This is a genomic window from Aureimonas altamirensis (assembly GCF_023702225.1).
GTDB classification, from domain to species: Bacteria; Pseudomonadota; Alphaproteobacteria; order Rhizobiales; family Rhizobiaceae; genus Aureimonas; species Aureimonas altamirensis_B.
The window spans coordinates 19451-40218 of record NZ_JAMQCO010000009.1; the positions used below are offsets into that span (position 1 = coordinate 19451).

Sequence of the window (20768 nt, forward strand, 5' to 3'; positions counted from 1 at the left end):
GCCGGTTCGCTCGGTGGGGAGGTAACGCCAGGACGGCGCGGGCGCAAGCTTCCAGCATATAGCCCTGCAGCTCGAAGGGTCGCCATCACCTTTTGCTCTAGATGAATCTTGTGTGACGGCACTGGTATTTGGCCGGGTTTGTGCCATCCTGTCGGTATGGGCCGATGGCCCGCGCAGACGGCATGGAGGCGACGATGAACGGGAAAGCATTCGAAGACGGCAAGAAGGATCATGGGCGCGGGCTGCCGCGTACGGCATGCGCCTACGAGCCGGGAACGCCCGAGTTCGCCGCCTGGAACGAAGGGTGGGGCGAGGCGATGAGCGTGGCTGCCTACGTCTCGGCACCGGCGGTCGGCGGATCGCACAAGAAGGCGGAACCGGAACCTGCAGCACGCCTGTTGGGCATCCTGTAGCCCCGGCCCGAACCAGCACGCAAGTTTAAGGGGCCGCGAGGCCCCTTTCCCGTTTTGGTGATGTCGAAGGAGCGGAACCGCCGACCGTATCGCCCGTTTGTTGGCTCGAAAGTCTCAAACAGGAGAATACCGAAATGACATTCCGTACGCTTGGTCTGGCCGCGACGCTTGCCGCCTTCACCTTTGGTGCGAGTGCGCAGGCTCAGGTGGTCAGGATCATCGAGCTCGACGACAACGTCGTCGTGCCGGCGTTCAACATCACGGTCGGCGAACTGGAAAAGCAGGCTCTGACCGACGCCGCCGGTAACCGGATCGGCGATATCGAGGAGGTCATCGGGACCGCTGAAGGCGGCCCGACGGCGTTGGTCATCGACCTTGAGAACTCCGATCTCAACGTGATCGTGCCGCTGGAGCGCTTCCAGAACACGAACGGCGTCCTGACCGTGGACATGACGGCCGAAGAACTGGCTGCACTGCCGGCTTATGACGATTGACCGGCAGACGGCCTGGCCCGTCTGGCTTGCATGAACGGGAGGGCCGCCGAAGCGGCCCTCCCTTCTGTTTTTTTAGAAGTTGCGCTGGAAGCGCAGGAAACCGGACGTCTGGTCGCTGGAGGCGACGCCGCCGAAATCGATGTTCTGGTACTTCACCTCGGCCAGGACGTTCATGTTCTTGGTCAGGTCGTAGCCGATATCGCCGACGACAGCCCAGTACTCCGCCGACGACGAGGTGAAGCCCGTCGGCGAGGTGGAGTCGACGAAGAGATAGTCGAACGTCTCGCCGTAGCGGCCCGACAGACCCGCCGTCAGCTTGTTGAACTTCTGCGAGTAACCGGCGCCGACCGACCATTCCAGAACCAGCGGGAACGAGCCCGGGGTCGGGTTCTCCAGCGTAGGATTGCTGGGGATCAGGCCGCCGGCCGTCGAGAAGCCGCTTATGATGGCGTAGCTCGTCGGGTCCGACGCCCAGTGACCGTCGACCTTCAGCGTCGAGGACTGGGTCAGGACATCCTTCAGGGTCAGGCCGGCCTTCAATGCGAAGGCGTCGTTGCTGCCGTCGACGTCGCGCGTCGGGACGAGGGGGAAGAACGACGTCAGGCGGCCCAGATCCTCGCGGTTGAAGGTTTCGTCATAGACGGCGGAAAGGAACACGCCGCCCCAGCCATCCGTGTAGGTGAGCTTGCCATGGACGTCGGGCGCGATGTCGCCGGTGCCGTCGTCCTCGAGGCCGAGCGTGGCGGCGAAGCCGCCGGCGGTGAAGGTGTAGGACACCTGGTTGGTGTTGATGTCGCCGACCGGAAGGTCGTCGTCGGTGGGCAGGCCGTCTTCGATGCCCGCGACGTCGGATGACCACAGCGTGTCACGGTAGCCGGCCAGGAAACCGCCGAGCTGCAGGAAACCGCGAACCATCGAGAACTCGTCCTCGACCGATGCGCCGTTGTTCTGCGCCTGAATGCGGAAATAAGCACGCAGCGTGCCGAGGTCCGTTTCCTCGCGAACGTCGAGGTTGATACGCGCGCGGACGGCCGAAAGGGCCTGGTAGTCGTCGCCTTCAGAATTCGTGACCGGGCTGCCGGCGACATTGTACTGGAAGCGAAGATAACCGCTGGTCTTCAGGCATGTCTCGGTGCCCGGGATATAGTAGAAGCCCGTACCGTACACGTCGCAGACACGGACATATTCCACGGGCTCGGGCTCGACAACCACGATGGCGTCGGCCGCACGGGCACCGGATACTGCGACGAAAGCCGCAGCGGAGCCAAGAAGAAGGCCCTTGATATTCATAGTGGAACTCCAGCACGTTGTTTGTAAGGCTGCCTTATCTTATGAATCGGCAGTCGAAAACCTTTGGTTATTGTCTTCGGTTTTCACAACGCACGGTTATATTTCGGCACGTCACAAGCAAGTTGGAATCTGCCGCCGGCTGGCCATGTTTGTATCGGAGTGTAACGAACGTGATAAATATGCAACTAATGTTGCAATGCAGTGTCATTTCCGTCGGGTGGCGGAGTATTCTGCAAGGGCGATGCCCGTTACGATGAACAAGGCTGCGGCCAGCTGATACGGCGCAAGCCGTTCACCGAGGATGGCCACGGAGAAGAGCGCGCCGAAGACCGGTACGAGGTTGATGAACAGGCTTGCCCTGTTGGCCCCGACGGCCTCCACACCGGTGACATAGAAGAGCTGCGCGAGGATGGACGGAAAAAGCGTCGTATAGGCGACGATGGCCCAACCGCATGTGTCCAGCCGCGCGACCTCGGATACGAGCCGGCCTGTCCCGCCACCGAACAGGAGCTGCAGGATCAGGGACGAGCATGCGGCGAAGAGGCTGGTGACCAATAGAAAGCTTTGCCACGCGATGCGCGGTCGATAGCGCAGGCACAGCGAATGCGCCGCATAGCAGAGACATCCCAGCACCATCATGACATCGCCGATATTGAGCCGAAGCTGCATCAGGCGTTGAGGGATGCCGCCGGACGCCACATGCAGGACGCCATAGATCGCCAGGGCGACACCCAGCAGATGAAGGGCCGAACTGCCGATGCGGAAAAGGACGAAGCTGCCGATCATCACGAAAACGGGGATGATCGCCTGGATCATCGCGACGTTGATGCCGGACGTATACAACGTCGCGCTGTAGAGCAGCGCGTTGAAGGCAGTGAAGCCGACGATGCCGTACAAGGCCAGCCAGCCGATGCCGCCGCGAATGCGCTGCCAGTCGGCTTGCAGTGCCGGAAGCGCGAAGGGAAGGATGAGGAGCGTCGCGAAGGACCACCGCAGGGTGGAAAGCGACAGCGGCTCCAGCTTGCCGACCGCCAGCTTCCCGGCTATGACGTTGCCGCCCCAGAAGCAGGCAGCGAGAGTCAGGAGAACCAGCGGCACGAAACTGAGGCGCCGTTCAGCGGCGCGTGGCCGCGCGACATCATCTTTTGACATTCCATACCTCCCGCGCCGCTCTAGGTGGAGGTCACCAGCTTGTCAAACAGGAGTGAACGAGAGCCCATGTCGGATAGCAAAGCCGTGGTCGACGAAACCGGATTTCCCGATGCAGGCGACCCGCCTGCGCGCGGACGCTGGAAACTGATCGGCCCGGGCATCGTTGCCGCGGCAACCGGAGTAGGCGCCGGCGACCTGGTCGCCACGCTGATCGCAGGGTCGCGTTTCGGATATGCGCTGATGTGGGCGGCCGTCCTGGGCTGCATCGTCAAGATCGCTCTCGCGGAGGGATCGGCGCGCTACCACCTGGCGACCGGGTCGACCATCCTCGATGGATGGCGGTCTCTCGGACGATGGACGAGCTGGTATTTCGGCATCTACATCATGATCTGGGGCTTCGTCTACGGCGCCACCGCCATGAGCGCCACAGCGCTTCCGCTGGCCGCGCTGTTTCCGTTCCTGCCGCTGTGGGCCTGGGCGATGATCACCGGCATATCCTGTGCGATCTTCGTGGCCCTGAACCGCTACCAGGTGTTCGAAGACATCATGAAGGTCTTCATCGGGGTGATGTTCGTCATCGTGGTCGGCATCGCTATCCTGGTGGCTCCGAATGTCGGCGAAGCCTTCATGGGCCTCATACCCAGCGTACCCCAGGGCTCTGCCATCTATACGCTCGGCCTGATCGGCGGCGTCGGCGGCACGATCACCATGGCCTCCTACGGATACTGGGTGAATGCCAAGGGCTGGCGGTCGCCCAAATGGATGGGCATCATGCGGCTGGACAATCGCGTCGCCTACGGGATCACCGGCCTGTTCGTCATCGCCATGCTGATCATCGGCGCGGAACTGCTGTATACGGCGCAGATCGCACTGGCATCGGGGGACCGCGGGTTGCTGGACCTCGACGCCGTTCTCGAGGAGCGCTTCGGCGGCTTCGTGTCGAAGCTCTTCCTGGTCGGATTCTTCGCGACGGCGATCTCGTCCGTGCTGGGGGTGTGGCAGGGCGTATCGCTGCTGTTCGCCGATTTCTGGCGCAACCTGCGCGGGGGCTCCGGTGCACGCAGCGACCTGCAGACCAGCCCGGCCTTCCGCTTCTACCTGTTCTGGCTGACGATCCCCCCGATGGTGCTTCTGGCCTTCGGCAGGCCATTCCTGCTGGTCATCATCTATGGGGCCCTGGGGGCGTTCTTCATGCCGTTCCTGGCGTTGACGCTGATCGTTCTTTTGAACTCCAGCCGCGTCCCGGCTGAATGGCGCAGCGGATGGGTGTCGAACGGCTTGCTCGGCCTTTCCGCGGCGCTTTTCATCGTACTCTGCCTCAACGAAATCTGGCAGCTCGTCGCCGGGTAACGGTCCATGTCAGGCCGCGGCTCCGGCCGTGGCCTGCCTTATGCAACTGCAACCGTTGCCGGCCGCTTCCACCCGTTTCATAGCGGAAAGTTATATGGCGGCGCGCAATTGTCTATTCGTACCGCCCTTCGCGCTTTGCTACCTCTCGCCCCAGCAAACGAACAAGCATGGGCGAGGAAACGGCATGAAGACGGTGGGAGCTGAGCAGTTTACGGAAATCCGCGAGGCCGTGCGCGCCCTGTGCGCCGATTTCCCGGCGGAGTACCATCGCAAGATCGACGAGCAGCGCGGCTATCCCGAGGCCTTCGTCGACGCGCTGACCCAGGCCGGCTGGATGGCGGCGCTGATCCCCGAGGAATACGGCGGCTCGGGCCTCGGCCTGACGGAAGCCTCCGTCATCATGGAGGAGATCAACCGCGCGGGTGGCAACTCGGGCGCGTGCCACGGCCAGATGTACAACATGAACACGCTGGTCCGGCACGGCTCGGAGGAGCAGAAGCAGAAATACCTGCCGCGCATCGCCGCAGGTGAGCTGCGCCTTCAGTCCATGGGCGTGACGGAGCCGACCACCGGCACCGACACGACGAAGATCAAGACGACGGCCGTCCGCAAGGGAGACCGCTACGTCATCAACGGGCAGAAGGTCTGGATCTCCCGTATCCAGCATTCCGACCTGATGATCCTTCTGGCGCGGACGACCCCGCTCGACCAAGTCAAGAAGAAGTCCGAAGGCATGTCGATCTTCATCGTCGACCTGAAGGACGCGATCGGGAAGGGTATGAGCGTCCAGCCTATCCTGAACATGGTGAACCACGAGACGAACGAGCTGTTCTTCGACAATCTGGAGATCCCGGCGGAAAACCTGATAGGCGAGGAAGGACAGGGCTTCAAATACATCCTCACCGGCCTCAACGCCGAGCGCACGCTGATCGCCGCCGAATGCATCGGCGACGGCTACTGGTTCATCGACAAGGTGACGGCCTACACCAAGGAACGGGTCGTCTTCGGCCGGCCTATCGGGCAGAACCAGGGCGTGCAGTTTCCCATCGCCGAAAGCTTCATCGAGATCGAGGCCGCCAACCTCATGCGCTTCGAGGCCTGCCGCCTCTATGACGAGAACCGTCCCTGCGGCACCGAGGCCAATATGGCCAAGTATCTCGCGGCCAAGGCATCGTGGGAGGCCGCGAACGCCTGCCTGCAATTCCATGGCGGCTTCGGTTTCGCGGCCGAGTACGATATCGAGCGCAAGTTCCGCGAAACGCGCCTCTATCAGGTCGCGCCCATTTCGACCAATCTGATCCTCTCCTACGTGGCGGAACACGTCCTGGGCCTGCCGAGGTCGTTCTGATGGAGTCCTTGCGGATCGCCGCGCCGCTCTTCGTGCCGGGGAACCGTCCGGAGCGGTTCGAGAAGGCGGCGGCTTCCGGCGCCGACGCAATCATCATCGATCTCGAGGATGCCGTCGCGGCACAGGACAAGGATGCCGCCCGCGCCGCGCTGCGCACCGGCTTCGGCAGCGTACCCATCATCGTGCGCGTCAACGCGCCCGGCACGCAATGGCATGCCGCCGACATGGCGGCGGTCGCCGCGCTCGATGTCGCGGCCGTGATGGTGCCGAAGGCCGAGATGGGAGAGGGGTTTGCCGCTGCGCTGGGCGGCAAGCCGGTGATCGCGCTGGTGGAAAACGCTCGCGGGCTCGCCGATGCGCGGGCCCTGGCGGCCCTGGATGGGGTCGCCCTCCTTGCTTTCGGCTCCATCGATTTCTCCGCCGATATCGGTTGCGCCCATACGCGTGAGGCTCTTTGCGCTGCGCGATCCGAGATCGTGCTGGCCTCCCGCCTGGCTGCAATCGCCGCGCCTCTCGACGGGGTGACGACCGCAATCGACGATGCGGCCGCGGTCGAGGACGATGCGCGCCATGCACGCGAACTCGGTTTCGGTGGCAAGCTGCTGATCCATCCGCGTCAGATAACGCCGGCACTTGCTGGCCTGATGCCGGATGCGGCGGAGATCGCATGGGCACGGCGGGTCGTTGCCGCGGCCGACGGTGCGTCCCGCGTCGATGGAGCCATGGTCGATGCGCCCGTGCGCCTGCGCGCCGAGGCGATCCTCAGCCGCGCCGGAGCCTCGGCGTAGAGGCCGAAAGCAGGAGGCCGGCCAAGGCCAGTGCGGCTGTCAGGCCGACGACGGCAGGCCAGCCGCCCGCCTGCCAGAACCAGCCGCCGAGCCAGCCCATGAGGCTGGCGCCGAGATAGTAGAACAGAAGATAGAGCGATGCCGCATGGCCCCTGTTGCTTCCGGCCAGCGGCCCGACGCTGCCGCTCGTGACCGAGTGGTTGATGAAGAAGCCGACGGTCACGAGCACGATACCGAGGATGATGACGGGCAGGGCGGTGGATAGCGTCAGCCCCACCCCCGCCAGCATGACCGCGAAGCCGGCCACCAGCATGGTGCGGCGTCCGAACCGGTCCACCAGCCGGCCCGCCGCGGTCGAGGACACGCAGCCGATGGCGAAGGCAAGGAAGATGAAGCTGATCTGCGTCTGGTCGAAACCGAACGGCGCGCCAGCCAGGCGAAACGTCGCATAGTTGAACAGCGTGACGAAGACGCCGGTCAGGATCGCTCCGGTGGCATAGGGGCGCCACAGATTGCGATTGCGCAGGTGGCCGGCCCAGGCACTGAGGTGGAACCGCAGCGAAAGGCCTGGCTGCGCCACGAAGTTTCGCGAACGCGGCAGCAGCACCAGGAATCCGATGGCCGAAAGGATGCAGAGAAAGCCAAGCGTTCCCAGGGCCACGCGCCACGAGGCGATCTCCGTCATCAGCCCCATGCCGACACGGCCGATCATCGCGCCGAAAGCGGTGCCCGCGACGTAGAGCCCCATCGTCCGGCCCAGATGGGCCGGGTGGATCTCTTCCGCCAGCCAGGCCATGGCGACTGCCGGTACGCCGCCGAGCACGATCCCTTCCAGCGCCCGTGCCGCCAGGAAGCCGTTCCAGCCGGGTGCGAATGCCGCCGCCAGATTGAGCCCGGCGGCAAGCAACATGGAGGCGAACATCAACTCACGCCGCCCGACGGCCTGCGACAGGGCGCCGGCGACCATGATCGAGAAGGCCAGGAGCCCGGTTGTCAGGGAGAGAGCCAGCGAACTCCGGGCGGCCCCGATGCCGAAATCTTCGGCGAAGGAGGGAAGCAGCGGCTGGACGCAGTAGATCAGCGAGAAGCTCGCGAACCCCGCAAGAAAAAGGGCCGTGCCCGCGCGGCGATGCTCGGCCGTACCGGACCTGATCCAGCCTTCGCCGGGGCGCCCCTGGGGCACGGTTTGAATGGGAAGGGCGTAGGACGCTGTGATCTGTGACATCGAAAAACCTCTGTCACCGATATATCCCCATGCAGCCCATGCGGCTAATATATGGAGACGCATTATCCGATATATGGAATATATGGAATGGAGCTGCGTCACATTCGTTATTTCCTGGCCGTGGCCCAGGAAGGTAACTTTACGAGGGCCGCAGAGCGGCTCGGCATCGGCCAGCCGCCCTTGAGCATGCAGATCAAGGATCTGGAGCGGGAGGTGGGCGCGGCCCTGTTCTATCGTCGCCCGTACGGCGCGGAACTGACGGAAGCGGGGCAGGCGTTCCTGGAGCGGGTGGGCGGTATGCCGGCCCGCGCCGACGAGGCGGCGGACGCCGCCCGCAGGGCGGCGCGCGGGGAAGGAGGAAGGCTTGCCGTCGGCATGACTTCGACCGCGGCCCTGAACCCGATCGTGCCGGACTGCATCCGCCGTTTCGGCCAGCTATACCCGGACGTCGCACTCCGGATCGAGGAAGCGAATTCACTGGAACTCGTCCGTCATATCGACGAAGGGCAACTGGATATCGCGCTGGTGCGGCCGGCCGGACTGGAACGCCCATCGCTGACGCTGCGCACCGTGATCGACGAGCGGCTGATGGCCGCGCTTCCGGAAGGGCACGCCTTGGCTGCGGCCTCGACGCTCCGGCTCATCGACCTGCGGAACGATGCCTTGATCCTGACCCCGCGCGAGGTGGGGCGAGGGCTGAGAGACGTGACGCTGGATCTGTGCCGCGAAGCCGGCTTCGAGCCGCGCATCGGACGCGAAGCGCCGCATATCGCCTCCATCCTGTCGCTGGTGTCCGCGGCGCTGGGCATATCCCTGATGCCGGAGTCCATGAGCTGCATCCGCCTTTCCGGCGTGGTCTACCGGCCGCTTGCCGATGCCCACGCCCGCATACCGCTGGCGGCGGCCTATACAGCGCAGCGCACGCCGCCGACGGCGCTGAATTTCTGGAAGCTGCTGCGTCGCTAGGGCAATGACCGGGATCAGCCGGCGATCAGGCGCGCGCGCCAGCGGCCCGATGCGACGAGTTCGGCAAGGGTTTCCCGGCACAGGGCCTCGACCGCGGTGGCCGCCTTGGCGATCGGCCGGTCGAACGGCTGCACCAGATGCACGTTGCGCGACAGGGCTGGCTTGCCGGCCTGCCAGGACAGGAAGCGCCCGGCCTCGACCTCGCGCGCGATGGCGTTGAACGGCAGGATGGAATATCCGACACGCTGCGCCACCAGTTCCTTGATCGCTCCATAGGAGTCGACGTCGATGACGGTGGCGATCTCCAGACCGGCGCGCTCCATCTCCGCATCCACCAGCGTGCGCAGCCCGTGGCCGACCCCCGGCAGCACGAGCGGCATACGGCAGATCTCGTCGAGGGTCGCCGTGTCGTCCTGCGGCGGCGGGCAGCCCGGGACGCCCTCCGACGGCCCGAAGAGACAAAGCTCCTCGGAAATCAGGGCGAGGGAACGCAGGCCGTGCCTGTCGACGGGGATATAGAGAAGCCCGAGATCGACCCGGCCTTCGTCCAGCCACTCCAGCACGAAGCCGCTCATCGCCTCCGCCACCGTCAGATGGATGCGCGGATAGGCCTGCCGCGTCTTCAGGATCAGCGGTACGGACAGCAATTCGCCGATCGTCCCCGGCAGGCCGAGGCGTACCTCGCCGGCCGGTTCGTTGTCGGATTCGGAGACCTGGCGTTTCATGTCCTCGAAATCGGCCACGAGACGCCTGGCGCGATCCAGAAGCAGTTCGCCCGCGGCCGTCGGCACCACGCCCTGCGGCGTGCGCAGGAGAAGCTCTGTGCCGAGATCGGCCTCCATGTTGCGGACATGCAGGGAAAGCGCGGGCTGGGCGACGCGCAGCGAAATGGCGGCGCGCGAGAAGGACTTGGCTTCGACGATGCCGATGAAATAACGGAGCTGCCTTAGATCCAAATGATACGATCCCGGTTGCGGTAGTGCTCTATTGCCTGCTTTCCTATGTCCTAACAGCCCCGCCAAGTCGAGGGGGCAGCGTGAAACGTGCTGGCGGCCATCGTGAAGCTGTATTGGAGCGCGTGGGTGGCGGCGGCGATTGTCCCGCGCGAGCGCCTGAAATGTTTCATGGGAGGAACAGGATGCACGATCTTACGATGACTTTGGCCCGCTTCGTGGCCGATCTCCGCTTCGACGACCTGCCGTCCGACGTCGTGACCCGGGTCAAGGAGCTTTCGCTGGATCTTGCCGGTTCCATCGTGCGCGCTGGCAGCGAGGCGGATTCGACCCCTGCCATCCTTGCCGCTGTCCACCGCATGGGGCTGGATGGGGCAGGCGCTGCAGGCGTGGTCGGCACCGGCCGCCTCTACGCTCCGCCTGTCGCGGCCCTGTTGAACGGCGCGCTTGGGCATTCCCTCGATTTCGACGACACGCACGCGGACTCCTCGCTGCACCCATCCGCTCCCGTCGTCCCGGCAGCGCTGGCCGTGGGCGAGGCGGTTGGCGCCAGCGGCGCGGAAGTGGTGGCCGCCATCGTGGCGGGGTATGAGGTCTGCTGCCGGCTCGGGCTGGCGCTGGATCCGACGGCGCACTACGCGCGCGGCTTCCACCCGACGGCGACGGCCGGCACCTTCGGGGCGGCGGCCGCTGCCGCAAAACTGTACGGGCTGGATGCCGAGGGCATCGCCCGGGCCTTCGGCGTCTCGGGCAGCCAGGCGGCCGGTTCGCTGCAATTCCTGCAGAATGGCGGCTGGAACAAGCGATGGCAGGTAGGGCAGGCGGCGATGAACGGCGTGATGGCCGGGGCGCTGGCCGCGGACGGCTTCTTCGCGGCGTCCGAGCCGATCGAAGGAAGGCATGGTCTGCTGGTCGGTTATACCGACGGGGCAAGGCCCGAGCGGGCCATCGCCGATCTCGGCGTCGTCTGGGAAACCATGCGCATCGGCGTGAAGCCCTATCCGAGTTGCCGCTACACCCATGCTGCGCTGGACGGATTGAAGAGTCTGCGCGCGCAAGCCGGCCTGACGGGGGACACGGCCGCGCGCGTGACCATCGGCCTGCACCGCAACGGCATCGTATTGACGGGCGCGCCGCTGGACGAGAAGCGTCGCCCCGCCTCCGTAGTGGATGGCCAGTTCTCCATGCCCTTCACCGCCGCCGTGATGCTGGACCAGGGCTCGTTCGGCTGGGACGACTACAAGCGCCTCGGCGACGCGTCGTTGAATGAACTTGCCGATCGCGTCGACGTCGTTCGGGACGAAACGCTGGAAGGGCTGCGGCATCCTTTCGGCGCGACGCTGACCGTCGAGATGCGGGGCGGCGAAACGATCGAGCGGCGGATCGCCGATCCTTCGGGCGAGCCGGAGACCTTTCCGGATGCGGCAGCCTTGCGCGGCAAGTTCGACACTTTGGCCATGCCGGTGCTGGGGCGTGCCGGCACGTCCGCCCTTGCCGAGGCCTTCCTGGACATGGACAGGTGCAACCGGGTGGTCATCTCCGCCGAGGCCGCATGAGCCGGGGCATCATCCGGCGGGACGATCTGGTGACGTCCATCGCGGACGCGCTGCAATATATCGCCGTCTACCATCCGCCGGATTTCCTGGCGCATCTGGCGCAAGCGCTGGAGCATGAGAGAAGCCCGGCTGCCCGTGACGCGATCAAGCAGATCCTGGTGAATTCGCGCATGGCGGCCATCGGGCGCCGCCCGATCTGCCAGGATACGGGCACGGTCAACGTGTTCCTGAAGGTCGGCATGCAGGCGCGTTTCGACTTCGACGAGGCAATCGCCGACGTGGTCAACGAGGCGGTCGCCATCGCCTACACCGACGCCGAAAACCCGTTGCGCGCCTCCATCGTGGCCGACCCGCTGTTCGACAGGCGGAATACGCGCACGAACGCCCCGGCTGTCACCCATGTCGAGCTGGTGGCGGGAAGCGGCGTGGACGTCCATGTGGCCGCTAAGGGGGGCGGATCGGAGAACAAGGCGAGCTTCGCTGCGCTCAACCCCGGTGACGACGTCGCCGAGTGGGTTGTGCGCACCGTCGAGACGCTGGGGGCGGGCTGGTGCCCGCCCGGTATCCTCGGCGTCGGCGTCGGCGGCACGGCCGAGAAGGCGATGCTGCTGGCCAAGGGCGCGCTGCTGCAGCCGATCGACATGGGCGCGTTGCTGGCGCGGGTGCCACGGACCGCGCAGGAGGAAATGCGCGTGGACCTGTACCGGCGCATCAATGCGCTCGGCATCGGCGCGCAGGGATTGGGCGGGTTGACGACCGTCCTGGACGTGAAGATCGAGACCTATCCGGTGCATGCCGCCTCCATGCCGGTGGCGCTGATACCGCAATGCGTGGCCGACCGGCATATCGGTTTCCGGCTGGACGGGAGCGGACCAGCCGAGTTTCCGGCACCGCGCATGCAGGACTGGCCGCAGGTGGCGCTGGATGCCGGCGCCGATGCGCTGAAGGTCGACCTCGATCGACTGACCCCGGCCGAGGTAGCGGGCTGGCGCGCCGGCCAGACGCTTCTTCTGTCGGGTCGGCTGCTGACCGGCCGGGATGCGGCGCACAAGCGGCTGGCCGCGCTATTGCAGCGGGGAGAGGAGCTGCCCGTCGATCTGAGAGGGCGGGCGATCTACTATGTCGGGCCGGTCGACGCGGTTGCGGGGGAGGCGGTGGGCCCCGCCGGGCCGACGACCGCCACGCGCATGGACCCCTATACCGACATCCTCCTGGAGCGCACCGGCCTTCTGGTGATGATCGGCAAGGCCGAGCGCGGCGAGGAGACCGTCGCCAGCATCGGCCGGCATGGCGCGGCCTATCTGATCGCAGTGGGCGGAGCGGCCTATCTCGTCTCGAAGGCTGTCCGTTCGGCGAAGGTGATCGCCTTCGACGATCTGGGGATGGAGGCCATCCACGAATTCGTGGTGGAGGATATGCCGGTTACGGTGGCAGTGGATGCGGAAGGCCAATCGATCCACAAGACCGGGCCCATGCAATGGCGCGCCCCGCCAATCACATATCAGGGCCGCGAACTGGCGGAGTAGGCGCCGGAGGACAGGAATGCCTTGTCCCGAATCGTTTCGACCGGATATTCGGTTGCCGATCGGGGGGAACAGGCAGGCCATGACGGCATATCTCAATGGACTTCTGATGGGCTTCAGCCTGATCGTGGCGATCGGCGCGCAAAATGCGTTCGTGCTGCGCCAGGGCCTGCGTAACGAGCACGTGCTGGCCGTCGTGCTGGCTTGCGCCCTGTCCGATGCGGCGCTGATCTGGCTGGGCGTTCTGGCGTTCGCGCGCGTCGCCGAACTGATGCCGGCGATCGAGCCCGCGATGCGCTACGCGGGGGCCGCATTCCTGATCTGGTATGGATGCCGCAGCATGATATCCGCCTTCCGCTCCGACCAGGCGCTGGTGGTCTCCGCCGCGCCTGCGACACCGCTATGGCCGGTTCTGGCGACCTGCCTTGCGCTGACCTTCGCAAACCCGCACGTCTATCTGGATACGGTCGTGCTGCTCGGCAGCCTGTCCACGGGCTTCCCCGGGCGGGAGGCGATCTTCGCCGCCGGAGCGACGACGGCGTCTTTCCTGTTCTTCTTCGCGCTCGGGTTCGGGGCGCGCTACCTGCGACCCGTCTTCGCCAACCCGTCGGCATGGCGTATCCTGGAAGGCGCGATCGCCATCGTCATGTGGGCCATCGCCGTCAATCTTCTGCGCGGGCTCTAGCGGATACGGCACCCATGGCGTATATGTGGTTACGTAACCACAATGAGCGGCGGATCTTCCTATGCCCATATCGACTTTGTCCGGACGCGAACTCAATCAGGATCTCGGCGCAGCTAAACGCGCGGCCTTGAACGGGCCGGTCATCATCACCGACAGGGGACGCCCTGCGCATGTGCTGATGTCATTTGAAGAGTATACGCGGCTATCAGGGGGCCCGCGCAAGCTTGGCGATCTTTTGGCCATGCCGGGCGGCTGTGACTATGATCTTCCTCTTCCCGACCGACTGGAAAAGGCGGAGCCGGTCGATCTGTCGTGACGTATCTGCTAGACACCTGCGTGATCTCAGAATTGCGTAAGATCCGATCTGGGCGGGCAGATATCAACGTTGCCGGGTGGGCAGAGGGCATCGACCCGAGTGTAACGTATATCTCCAGCATCGTTCTCCACGAGCTGGAGGTTGGCGTTCTGCGAGCCGAGCGCAGTGATGCCGTGGCCGGGTATGCGTTGAGGAACTGGTTGGAGGCCGGTGTTCGGGCAATGTTCCTCGAGCGTTTGCTGGCTGTTGATGAAGCGGTTGCTCTGCAGGCGGCCCGGCTCCACGTTCCAAACCCACGCCCAATCAACGATGCATTCATTGCGGCGACTGCAATCGTGCACGGCTTGACGCTCGTGACCCGCAATATACGAGATTTCGCAGGCGTCCCTGTTTCGCTTCTCAACCCATGGGCAGGGCGCCTTCCATGAGGCGCCCCGACGGGTTCAGTTGGCGTATTCGCCTGCTTCCTCGATGAGGGGACGCCAGAACTCGATCTGCTCCTTGTAATGCTTCTCGAGCGATTCCGGCGTGGCGTCTTCCTGCGGCACCGGCTCGGTGCCGAGTTCGGCGAAGCGGCGGATCACCGTCTCGTCCTGCAGCGCCTTCTGCAGTGCGCCCGTCAGGCGCTCCTTCACAGGCTCGGGCGTACCGGCCGGAACGTACATGCCGTGCCACACGCCGATCTCGAAGCCCTCGAGGCCTTGCTCCAGCGCGGTCGGCACGTCCGGCAGGACGGCGATCCGCTCCTTCGTGGCGGTGGCATACGCCTTCACAGCTTTGGACTGGACAGGATTGGTCGCGCCGGTGGTCTGGTCGCAGAGCAGGTCGACCTGGCCGCCCATCGTATCCGTCATCGCCGGGCCGGTGCCGGGATAGGGGACGGTCGTCAGCTGCACGCCGACCGCCTGCATGAACAACATGCCGCAGAGATGCGAAACGGCGCCGGGGCCGGCATTGGCGAGAAGCGTCTCTTCCGGATTTTCGCGGATCATCTCCAGAAGCTGCCTGAAGTCCTCGGCCGGGTAGTCCGGCCGCGAGACGAGCAGCATGGGAACGGTCGTAACCTGCCCGATATAGTCGAAGGCAGTGAGCGGATCGTAGGGCAGGTTGCGATACAGCGTCGCGCTTGTGGCGATGCCCATGTGATGCAGGAGAACGGTATAGCCATCGGGCGTCGACTGGGCCAGCCGGCCGGACGCCAGCGTGCCCCCGGCGCCGGTGACGTTTTCGACCAGAACCTGCTGTCCGAGATCCTCGCTCATGACTTGTGCGAGAAGGCGGGCGATAACGTCCGTCGGGCCGCCTGCCGAGAAGGGGATCATCAGCGTCACGGGCTGGGTGGGGTAATCCTGTGCCTTGGCGGCGCCGACGGCGGACAGGGAAACGGCAGCGGCGAGCGCGGCGAACAACAGCTTCTTCAAAGGGTCTCCTCCCTATTGGTGCGGGCCAGCCATGCCGTTCTTGCGACGGTTCATGGAGGCGCCATTGACCGGACCGGCCCCGAGGCGGGGCAGACGTAAGAATGAAATTGTTCCAGATACGGGCCCTCAGGCAAAGACAGCTTCGCTCTGGCGGGCATAACGCGCGGTTCTGGCCTCTCCATAGAACTTCGCTATGGGCGCCAGCCCAAAAGCATCTTTGCGGCCCCGCCGCAGCGCTGGAACAATGCGCGCAAAATCGTATCGCATTTCGGGAGGATTCGTCCGCATGAAGAGTGCCTTGCCACTGGAAGGTCTTTTGGTCGTGGCGGTGGAGCAGGCCGTCGCCGCCCCCTTCTGCACGGCCCGGCTGGCCGATGCCGGCGCACGCGTCCTCAAGGTCGAGCGGCCGAGCGGCGATTTCGCCCGCGGCTACGACGACGTCGCGAAAGGACAGAGCAGCTATTTCGTCTGGTTGAACCGGGGCAAGGAATCGCTGGCGCTGGACCTGACCAGGCCGGATGACCTCGCCGTCCTCCGCGATCTGGCATCTCGCGCCGATGTACTGGTACAGAACCTCAAGCCCGGCGCGCTGGAACGGCTGGGCCTGGGGGCGGAGGCATTGCGCGCCGCCAATCCGCGCCTGATCAACTGCACGATCAGCGGCTACGGGGCCAGTGGCCCGCTGGCGGACCGCAAGGCCTACGACCTGCTGATCCAGGCCGAATCCGGCCTGTCCTCCATCACCGGCGGACCGGCGGAACCGGCCCGCGTCGGCATATCCCTTGTCGATATCGCAACCGGCGCGACGGCCCATGCCGCGGTGCTGGAGGCGCTGATCGCACGCGGCATCAGCGGCCAGGGCTGCGAGATCCATGTATCCATGTTCGACGTGATGGCCGACTGGCTGGCCGTTCCGCTGCTGCAGGAAGAGGGGGGGCAAAGCCCACGCCGGCTCGGCCTCGCCCATCCTTCCATCGCGCCTTATGGCGTCTTCACCGCCGGGGACGGAACGGTGTTCCTGATCTCGATCCAGAGCGAGCGGGAATGGGTCAAGTTCTGCGACGTCTTCCTGGGCCAGCCGGATCTGCCCAAGGATGCGCGCTTCGCCTCCAACGTGGCGCGCGTGCGCCATCGGGCCGAAACGGATGCACTCGTATCGGCGGCCTTCGCCACGATGGGCGAGGCCGCGGCCACCGATGCCCTGACGCGGGCCGAGGTTGCCTTCGCCTCCGTCAACGACATGGCGGCACTGTCGAAGCACCCGCATCTGCGACGCATCATGGTGGAAACGCCGAACGGGCCGGTGTCCCTGCCGGCCCCGGCTCCCATCGTTGCCGGGCAGGAGCGGGCCTATGGCCGCGTGCCGGCGGTCGGCGAGCATTCCGATCTCGACGCCGCGCATGAGGCCGCCGAATGAGCGCCGCGCCCGAAACCGTCGATATCGACCATCTGCGCGGCTGGATCGGCCGGCAGGACGTCGCCTCCGAAGTGTTGTCGCCGGAACTGGTGAAGCGGTTTCGCGCCACGCTGGAGCTGCCGGGCAGCACCGAGGCGGGCGAGCCTGCACCCGAGCTGATCCATCTGTGCGTCGCACCGCCTGCCGTGCCGATGGGCGAGCTGGGCTCGGACGGGCACCCGGCGCGCGGCGGTTTCCTGCCGCCGGTGCCCCTGCCACGGCGCATGTGGGCCGGCGGCCAGTTCGAGATGCTTGGCGCACTGACCATCGGCGAAGTCGTGACCAGACGCTCCACGATCGAGGATGTGGTGCTGAAGGAGGGGCGCACCGGCCGCCTGTGCTTCGTGACGGTGCGGCATGAGATTTCCAGTGGCAGCGATGTCGCCGTCGTGGAACGGCAGGACATCGTCTACCGCGAGGCGGAGTCGGCGACGGCCGTCAAGGCGCAGCCGGAGGCCGCCCAGGCCGGCGAGCATGTGACCACGGTCATGCCGACCGCGCCGCTTCTGTTCCGCTATTCGGCCCTGACCTTCAATGGCCATCGCATCCATTACGACAAGCCTTATGCGACCGGAGTGGAAATGTATCCCGGCCTTGTCGTGCACGGGCCGATGCAGGCGACGATGCTCTATCATTTCGCGGCGAAACTGCGTGGCCGCGCGCCCGATACCTTCGCGTTCCGCAGCCTTTCGACATTGTTCGACGATTCGCAGTTCACCCTGAACGCGACGGAAGCAGACGGCGCTCTCAACCTCTGGACGGCCCGCCCCGGCGGGCCGGTGGCGATGAGCGCGACGGCTTCGTTCGAGAGTTAGGCCGCGAAGGCCGTCGACCCGCGAACGGTCAACGGCACAGGCCATACCTCGGACGGCACGGGCTTGCCGCCCGTAGCGATGCGCTCCAGCGCCATCTCGGCAATGCGCGCCCCGGCCGCCCGGATGGACGAGTTGAGCGTCGTCAGTTGCGGCGTGGCCATCGAGGGCGGGAATGCCGCCACCTCGTCGTCATGGGCGACGATGGAGACGTCTTCGGGCACGCGTAAGCCACGCTCGGCCAACGCCTTCATCGCGCCCAGCGCGACAAGGATGGACGAGGCCAGAAAGGCGGTCGGCGGCTGCGGCTCGTCCAGGATCGACAGCGTCGATCGATAGCCCTGCGTGAATGTCAGTGGCCCGTAACGGATGAGATTGTCCGCCCGGGCGATGCCCGCTTCGTCCAATGCGGCGCCGAGACCCTCGGTCCTGTCCTGGGCATAGGCCTGCCGCGCCTCGCCGTTGACGAGTGCGATACGCCTGTGGCCAAGCTCGACGAGATGTCGGGCGCCATGCTGGAACCCCCCGAAATTGTCTATGGAGAGGTAAGGTACGCTCTGGCCGTGCAGCGGCCTGCCATGCGCGACGATGGGAAAGGCGAGGTCGGCGATGCCGCTGGTGCGCACCTCGTCCAGAATCGGCGACGTCAGCACCAGGGCATCGACAAGCCCGCTGGTGGCAAGGCGCATGCAGGCCTCCGCTTCCTCTCCGGCGCGGGTCGGCGTCAATACGATGTCCAGTCCTTCCCGTGCAGCGGTTTCCGACACGCCGGTCAGGAAATCCATGACGATCGGGCGTTCCAGAATGTTCCGCTCCGTCGAGAAGACGAGTCCCAATGCATTCGCCCGCCCCGTGGCAAGCCGCCGTGCCGCCGTGCTGGCGCGGTAGTTGGCGCGCTCCGCCGCCTCCATCACGCGCCGCCGGGTCTTTTCCCCTACCTCGGGATAGCCGTTCAGGGCCCGACTTACCGTGGTCTGCGACAGCCCAAGCGATGCCGCGAGTTCCTTGAGGCTCATGGCCACGGCGTGTTTCCTCCCCATATCCGATCGGGACGATCGAATGAAATCAGTGGTTGACAGTACACCCAAAGCGCTTCAACTTTCAATCAAAGCGCTTTGGGAGAGCGCGAAGGGAGATCGCCGATATGGGCATACGTGCCGTCGTGTGGAATGAATTCGTCCACGAGCAGGAAAACGAGATCGTCCGCGAAGTCTATCCGGATGGAATCCACCGCACCATCGCCAGGGCGATTTCGGCCGACGGCGACATCGAGGCGGCCACTGCGACCCTTCAGGAGCCCGAGCATGGCCTGACGCAGGCGCGGCTGGACGCGACGGACGTGCTCCTGTGGTGGGGTCACAAGGCCCATGGGCAAGTGGACGACGCCATCGTCGATCGGGTGCAGCAGCGCGTGGCCGAGGGCATGGGCCTGATCGTGCTGCATTCGGGACACTTCTCCAAGATCTTCAAGCGGCTGATGGGCACGCCCTGCTCGTTGCGGTGGCGCGAGGCCGGCGAGCGCGAACGCCTCTGGGTGATCAATCGCAACCACCCGATCGCGAAGGGCGTCGACACGGCGATCGAGCTGCCGAACTCGGAGATGTACGGAGAGCCATTCCTGGTGCCGGAACCGCTGGAGACGGTCTTCATCTCGTGGTTCGAAGGCGGTGAAGTGTTCAGGTCGGGGCTGACGTACCAGCGCGGGGCAGGGCGGATCTTCTATTTCGAGCCGGGCCACGAGACCTACCCCATCTACCACGATGCGGCCATTCAGACGGTGCTGCGCAACGCGGTCCGCTGGGCCTACAATCCGGCCGAGCCGTGGCGCGATGTGTCCGAGGCGCCGAACCGGCCGTACGACCAGGCGCGCGAAAAGCTGACGCCCAAGGGCGCGGCTTTGCACAAGAAGGGCGAGGCGGGCTATCGATGATGAAGCGGCTCGCCATCCTCGGCACGGGGGCCATCGCGCACCGACACGCGGAAATCTTCGGGGCGATCCCCGGCATCGAACTGGCCGCGGCCATCGATACGAATCTAGAGCGGGCGCGCAGCTTTGCCGAGCTGCATGGAATGGCGCAGTCCTTCGGCTCCCTGTCGCACGCGCTGGCGCAGGGCGAATTCGACGCGGCGGTTAATTCCACGCCCGATGCCGCGCATTATGCGACGACATTGGAATTGATCGCCGCAGGCAAGCCCGTCTTCTGCGAGAAGCCGCTGGCGCTCAACCATGGCGACGCCATGGCGATGACGGAGGCGGCGGAGCGCGCGGGGCTGATCAACATGGTCAACCTGACCTACCGCAACGCCCATGCCGTGCAGATGGCGCGGCGCATGGTGGCCGCCGGCGAGATCGGCGAGATCCGCCATGTCGAGGCGAGTTATCTGCAGAGCTGGCTGACGGGCAAGCATTGGGGCGACTGGCGGACGGATGAGCGCTGGTTGTGGCGGCTGTCGTCGGCGCATGGCTCCAAGGGGGTGCTTGGCGATATCGGCATCCATATCCTGGATTTCGTCACCTTCGGCACCGGGCTGGACGTGGCGGCGATGCAGGCGCGCATGCGGACCTTCGACAAGGCCGAGGGCGACGCTATCGGGCCGTATACGCTGGACGTCAATGACAGCGTGGCGATGACGGTGGAGTTCTCCAACGGCGCGCTCGGCGTGGTTCACATGTCGCGCTTCGCCACGGGCAACCTGAACGACCTGAGCCTTTCGATCTATGGCACGCGCGGCGCGTTGAGGATTTGGGCGAACCAGCATGCCTCGACCCTTTCGGCCTGCCTCGGCGCGGATATCGAGACGGCGACGTGGAAGCCCGTGGATTGTCCGGAAACGCCCCGCAACGAACAGCGCTTCGCGCTGGCGCTGATGTCGGGCGAGAACGGCGAGCCCGCGTTTCGCCGCGCCGCCGACGTGCAGCGGCTGCTGGACCTGGCCTTCGTTTCGGATGCGGAAGGACGGATGCTGAAAGCCGCCTGAGGAGAGCGCATGCACCACGCCCGCAGGGAGAAGCGGGTTAC

21 protein-coding genes are annotated in these 20768 nt (G+C 65.5%); 15 read left to right on the top strand and 6 right to left on the bottom strand.

Annotation, left to right across the window (positions count from 1 at the left end; all coding sequences use genetic code 11):
* Nucleotides 1-194 precede the first annotated feature (194 nt).
* Both NDN16_RS15230 and NDN16_RS15235 read left to right on the top strand, forming a co-directional pair.
* Nucleotides 195-413 (top strand): hypothetical protein, encoded by a 219-nt coding sequence (locus NDN16_RS15230; protein ID WP_251114324.1) that lies wholly within the window; start codon nucleotides 195-197, stop codon nucleotides 411-413.
* A gap of 134 nt (nucleotides 414-547) precedes the next feature.
* Nucleotides 548-907, top strand: coding sequence for a PRC-barrel domain-containing protein (locus NDN16_RS15235; protein ID WP_251114325.1), 360 nt, complete (start codon nucleotides 548-550; stop codon nucleotides 905-907).
* A gap of 72 nt (nucleotides 908-979) precedes the next feature.
* On the opposite strand, the gene NDN16_RS15240 is transcribed toward NDN16_RS15235, so the two are convergent.
* Both NDN16_RS15240 and NDN16_RS15245 read right to left on the bottom strand, forming a co-directional pair.
* Nucleotides 980-2197, bottom strand: coding sequence for a porin (locus NDN16_RS15240; RefSeq protein WP_251114326.1), 1218 nt, complete (start codon nucleotides 2195-2197; stop codon nucleotides 980-982).
* Nucleotides 2198-2401: 204 nt separating this feature from the next.
* Nucleotides 2402-3349 (bottom strand): DMT family transporter, encoded by a 948-nt coding sequence (locus NDN16_RS15245; RefSeq protein WP_251114327.1) that lies wholly within the window; start codon nucleotides 3347-3349, stop codon nucleotides 2402-2404.
* A 66-nt stretch (nucleotides 3350-3415) separates the two neighbouring features.
* Between NDN16_RS15245 and NDN16_RS15250 the strand changes: the two genes are divergently transcribed.
* The 3 genes from NDN16_RS15250 to NDN16_RS15260 all read left to right on the top strand — a co-directional run bounded on the left by NDN16_RS15250 (nucleotide 3416) and on the right by NDN16_RS15260 (nucleotide 6835).
* A complete protein-coding gene (locus tag NDN16_RS15250) occupies nucleotides 3416-4699 on the top strand; it encodes an Nramp family divalent metal transporter (RefSeq protein ID WP_251114328.1) in 1284 nt (427 codons plus the stop codon).
* Nucleotides 4700-4883: 184 nt separating this feature from the next.
* Nucleotides 4884-6047: an acyl-CoA dehydrogenase family protein gene (locus tag NDN16_RS15255; RefSeq protein WP_251114329.1), complete on the top strand. Its 1164-nt coding sequence runs from the start codon at nucleotides 4884-4886 to the stop codon at nucleotides 6045-6047.
* A complete protein-coding gene (locus tag NDN16_RS15260; RefSeq protein WP_435301114.1) occupies nucleotides 6044-6835 on the top strand; it encodes an HpcH/HpaI aldolase/citrate lyase family protein in 792 nt (263 codons plus the stop codon). Before NDN16_RS15255 ends, NDN16_RS15260 begins: the two co-directional genes overlap by 4 nt.
* Here NDN16_RS15260 and NDN16_RS15265 read toward each other — a convergent pair.
* Nucleotides 6810-8060 carry an MFS transporter gene (locus NDN16_RS15265; protein ID WP_251114331.1) on the bottom strand — a complete coding sequence of 417 codons (1251 nt, stop codon included), beginning with the start codon at nucleotides 8058-8060 and terminating at the stop codon, nucleotides 6810-6812. The two genes, NDN16_RS15260 and NDN16_RS15265, sit on opposite strands and share 26 nt — an antisense overlap.
* 87 nt (nucleotides 8061-8147) lie before the next feature.
* Between NDN16_RS15265 and NDN16_RS15270 the strand changes: the two genes are divergently transcribed.
* Nucleotides 8148-9026 (top strand): LysR family transcriptional regulator, encoded by an 879-nt coding sequence (locus tag NDN16_RS15270; RefSeq protein WP_251114332.1) that lies wholly within the window; start codon nucleotides 8148-8150, stop codon nucleotides 9024-9026.
* Nucleotides 9027-9040: 14 nt separating this feature from the next.
* Here the strand turns inward: NDN16_RS15270 and NDN16_RS15275 are convergent, their stop codons facing one another.
* Nucleotides 9041-9982, bottom strand: coding sequence for a LysR substrate-binding domain-containing protein (locus NDN16_RS15275; protein WP_251114333.1), 942 nt, complete (start codon nucleotides 9980-9982; stop codon nucleotides 9041-9043).
* Between the two features lie 182 nt (nucleotides 9983-10164).
* Between NDN16_RS15275 and NDN16_RS15280 the strand changes: the two genes are divergently transcribed.
* From NDN16_RS15280 to NDN16_RS15300, 5 genes are all read left to right on the top strand, one after another.
* Nucleotides 10165-11535 carry an MmgE/PrpD family protein gene (locus tag NDN16_RS15280; protein WP_251114334.1) on the top strand — a complete coding sequence of 457 codons (1371 nt, stop codon included), beginning with the start codon at nucleotides 10165-10167 and terminating at the stop codon, nucleotides 11533-11535.
* Nucleotides 11532-13061, top strand: coding sequence for a fumarate hydratase (locus tag NDN16_RS15285; RefSeq protein WP_251114335.1), 1530 nt, complete (start codon nucleotides 11532-11534; stop codon nucleotides 13059-13061). Before NDN16_RS15280 ends, NDN16_RS15285 begins: the two co-directional genes overlap by 4 nt.
* Nucleotides 13062-13140: 79 nt before the next feature.
* Nucleotides 13141-13743, top strand: coding sequence for a LysE/ArgO family amino acid transporter (locus tag NDN16_RS15290; protein ID WP_251114336.1), 603 nt, complete (start codon nucleotides 13141-13143; stop codon nucleotides 13741-13743).
* 61 nt (nucleotides 13744-13804) lie between these two features.
* On the top strand, nucleotides 13805-14059 hold the full coding sequence (locus NDN16_RS15295) for a type II toxin-antitoxin system Phd/YefM family antitoxin (RefSeq protein WP_251114337.1): 255 nt from the start codon (nucleotides 13805-13807) through the stop codon (nucleotides 14057-14059).
* On the top strand, nucleotides 14056-14487 hold the full coding sequence (locus NDN16_RS15300; RefSeq protein ID WP_251114338.1) for a type II toxin-antitoxin system VapC family toxin: 432 nt from the start codon (nucleotides 14056-14058) through the stop codon (nucleotides 14485-14487). The genes NDN16_RS15295 and NDN16_RS15300 overlap by 4 nt, the downstream gene beginning before the upstream one ends.
* Before the next feature lie 15 nt (nucleotides 14488-14502).
* Here NDN16_RS15300 and NDN16_RS15305 read toward each other — a convergent pair whose 3' ends face one another.
* Nucleotides 14503-15480: a tripartite tricarboxylate transporter substrate-binding protein gene (locus tag NDN16_RS15305; RefSeq protein ID WP_251114339.1), complete on the bottom strand. Its 978-nt coding sequence runs from the start codon at nucleotides 15478-15480 to the stop codon at nucleotides 14503-14505.
* A gap of 286 nt (nucleotides 15481-15766) precedes the next feature.
* Between NDN16_RS15305 and NDN16_RS15310 the strand changes: the two genes are divergently transcribed.
* Nucleotides 15767-16897, top strand: a complete 1131-nt coding sequence (locus tag NDN16_RS15310; RefSeq protein WP_251114340.1) for a CaiB/BaiF CoA transferase family protein — start codon at nucleotides 15767-15769, stop codon at nucleotides 16895-16897.
* Entirely contained in the window at nucleotides 16894-17751 is an 858-nt protein-coding gene (locus NDN16_RS15315; RefSeq protein WP_251114341.1) for an FAS1-like dehydratase domain-containing protein, read from the top strand. Before NDN16_RS15310 ends, NDN16_RS15315 begins: the two co-directional genes overlap by 4 nt.
* Here the strand turns inward: NDN16_RS15315 and NDN16_RS15320 are convergent.
* Complete coding sequence (locus tag NDN16_RS15320; protein WP_251114342.1) at nucleotides 17748-18764, bottom strand: LacI family DNA-binding transcriptional regulator; 1017 nt, start codon at nucleotides 18762-18764, stop codon at nucleotides 17748-17750. The two genes, NDN16_RS15315 and NDN16_RS15320, sit on opposite strands and share 4 nt — an antisense overlap.
* Before the next feature lie 128 nt (nucleotides 18765-18892).
* Between NDN16_RS15320 and NDN16_RS15325 the strand changes: the two genes are divergently transcribed.
* Together NDN16_RS15325 and NDN16_RS15330 are read left to right on the top strand one after the other, a co-directional pair.
* On the top strand, nucleotides 18893-19678 hold the full coding sequence (locus NDN16_RS15325; RefSeq protein ID WP_251114343.1) for a ThuA domain-containing protein: 786 nt from the start codon (nucleotides 18893-18895) through the stop codon (nucleotides 19676-19678).
* Nucleotides 19678-20727, top strand: coding sequence for a Gfo/Idh/MocA family protein (locus NDN16_RS15330; RefSeq protein ID WP_251114537.1), 1050 nt, complete (start codon nucleotides 19678-19680; stop codon nucleotides 20725-20727). Before NDN16_RS15325 ends, NDN16_RS15330 begins: the two co-directional genes overlap by 1 nt.
* The last annotated feature ends 41 nt before the right edge of the window (nucleotides 20728-20768 follow it).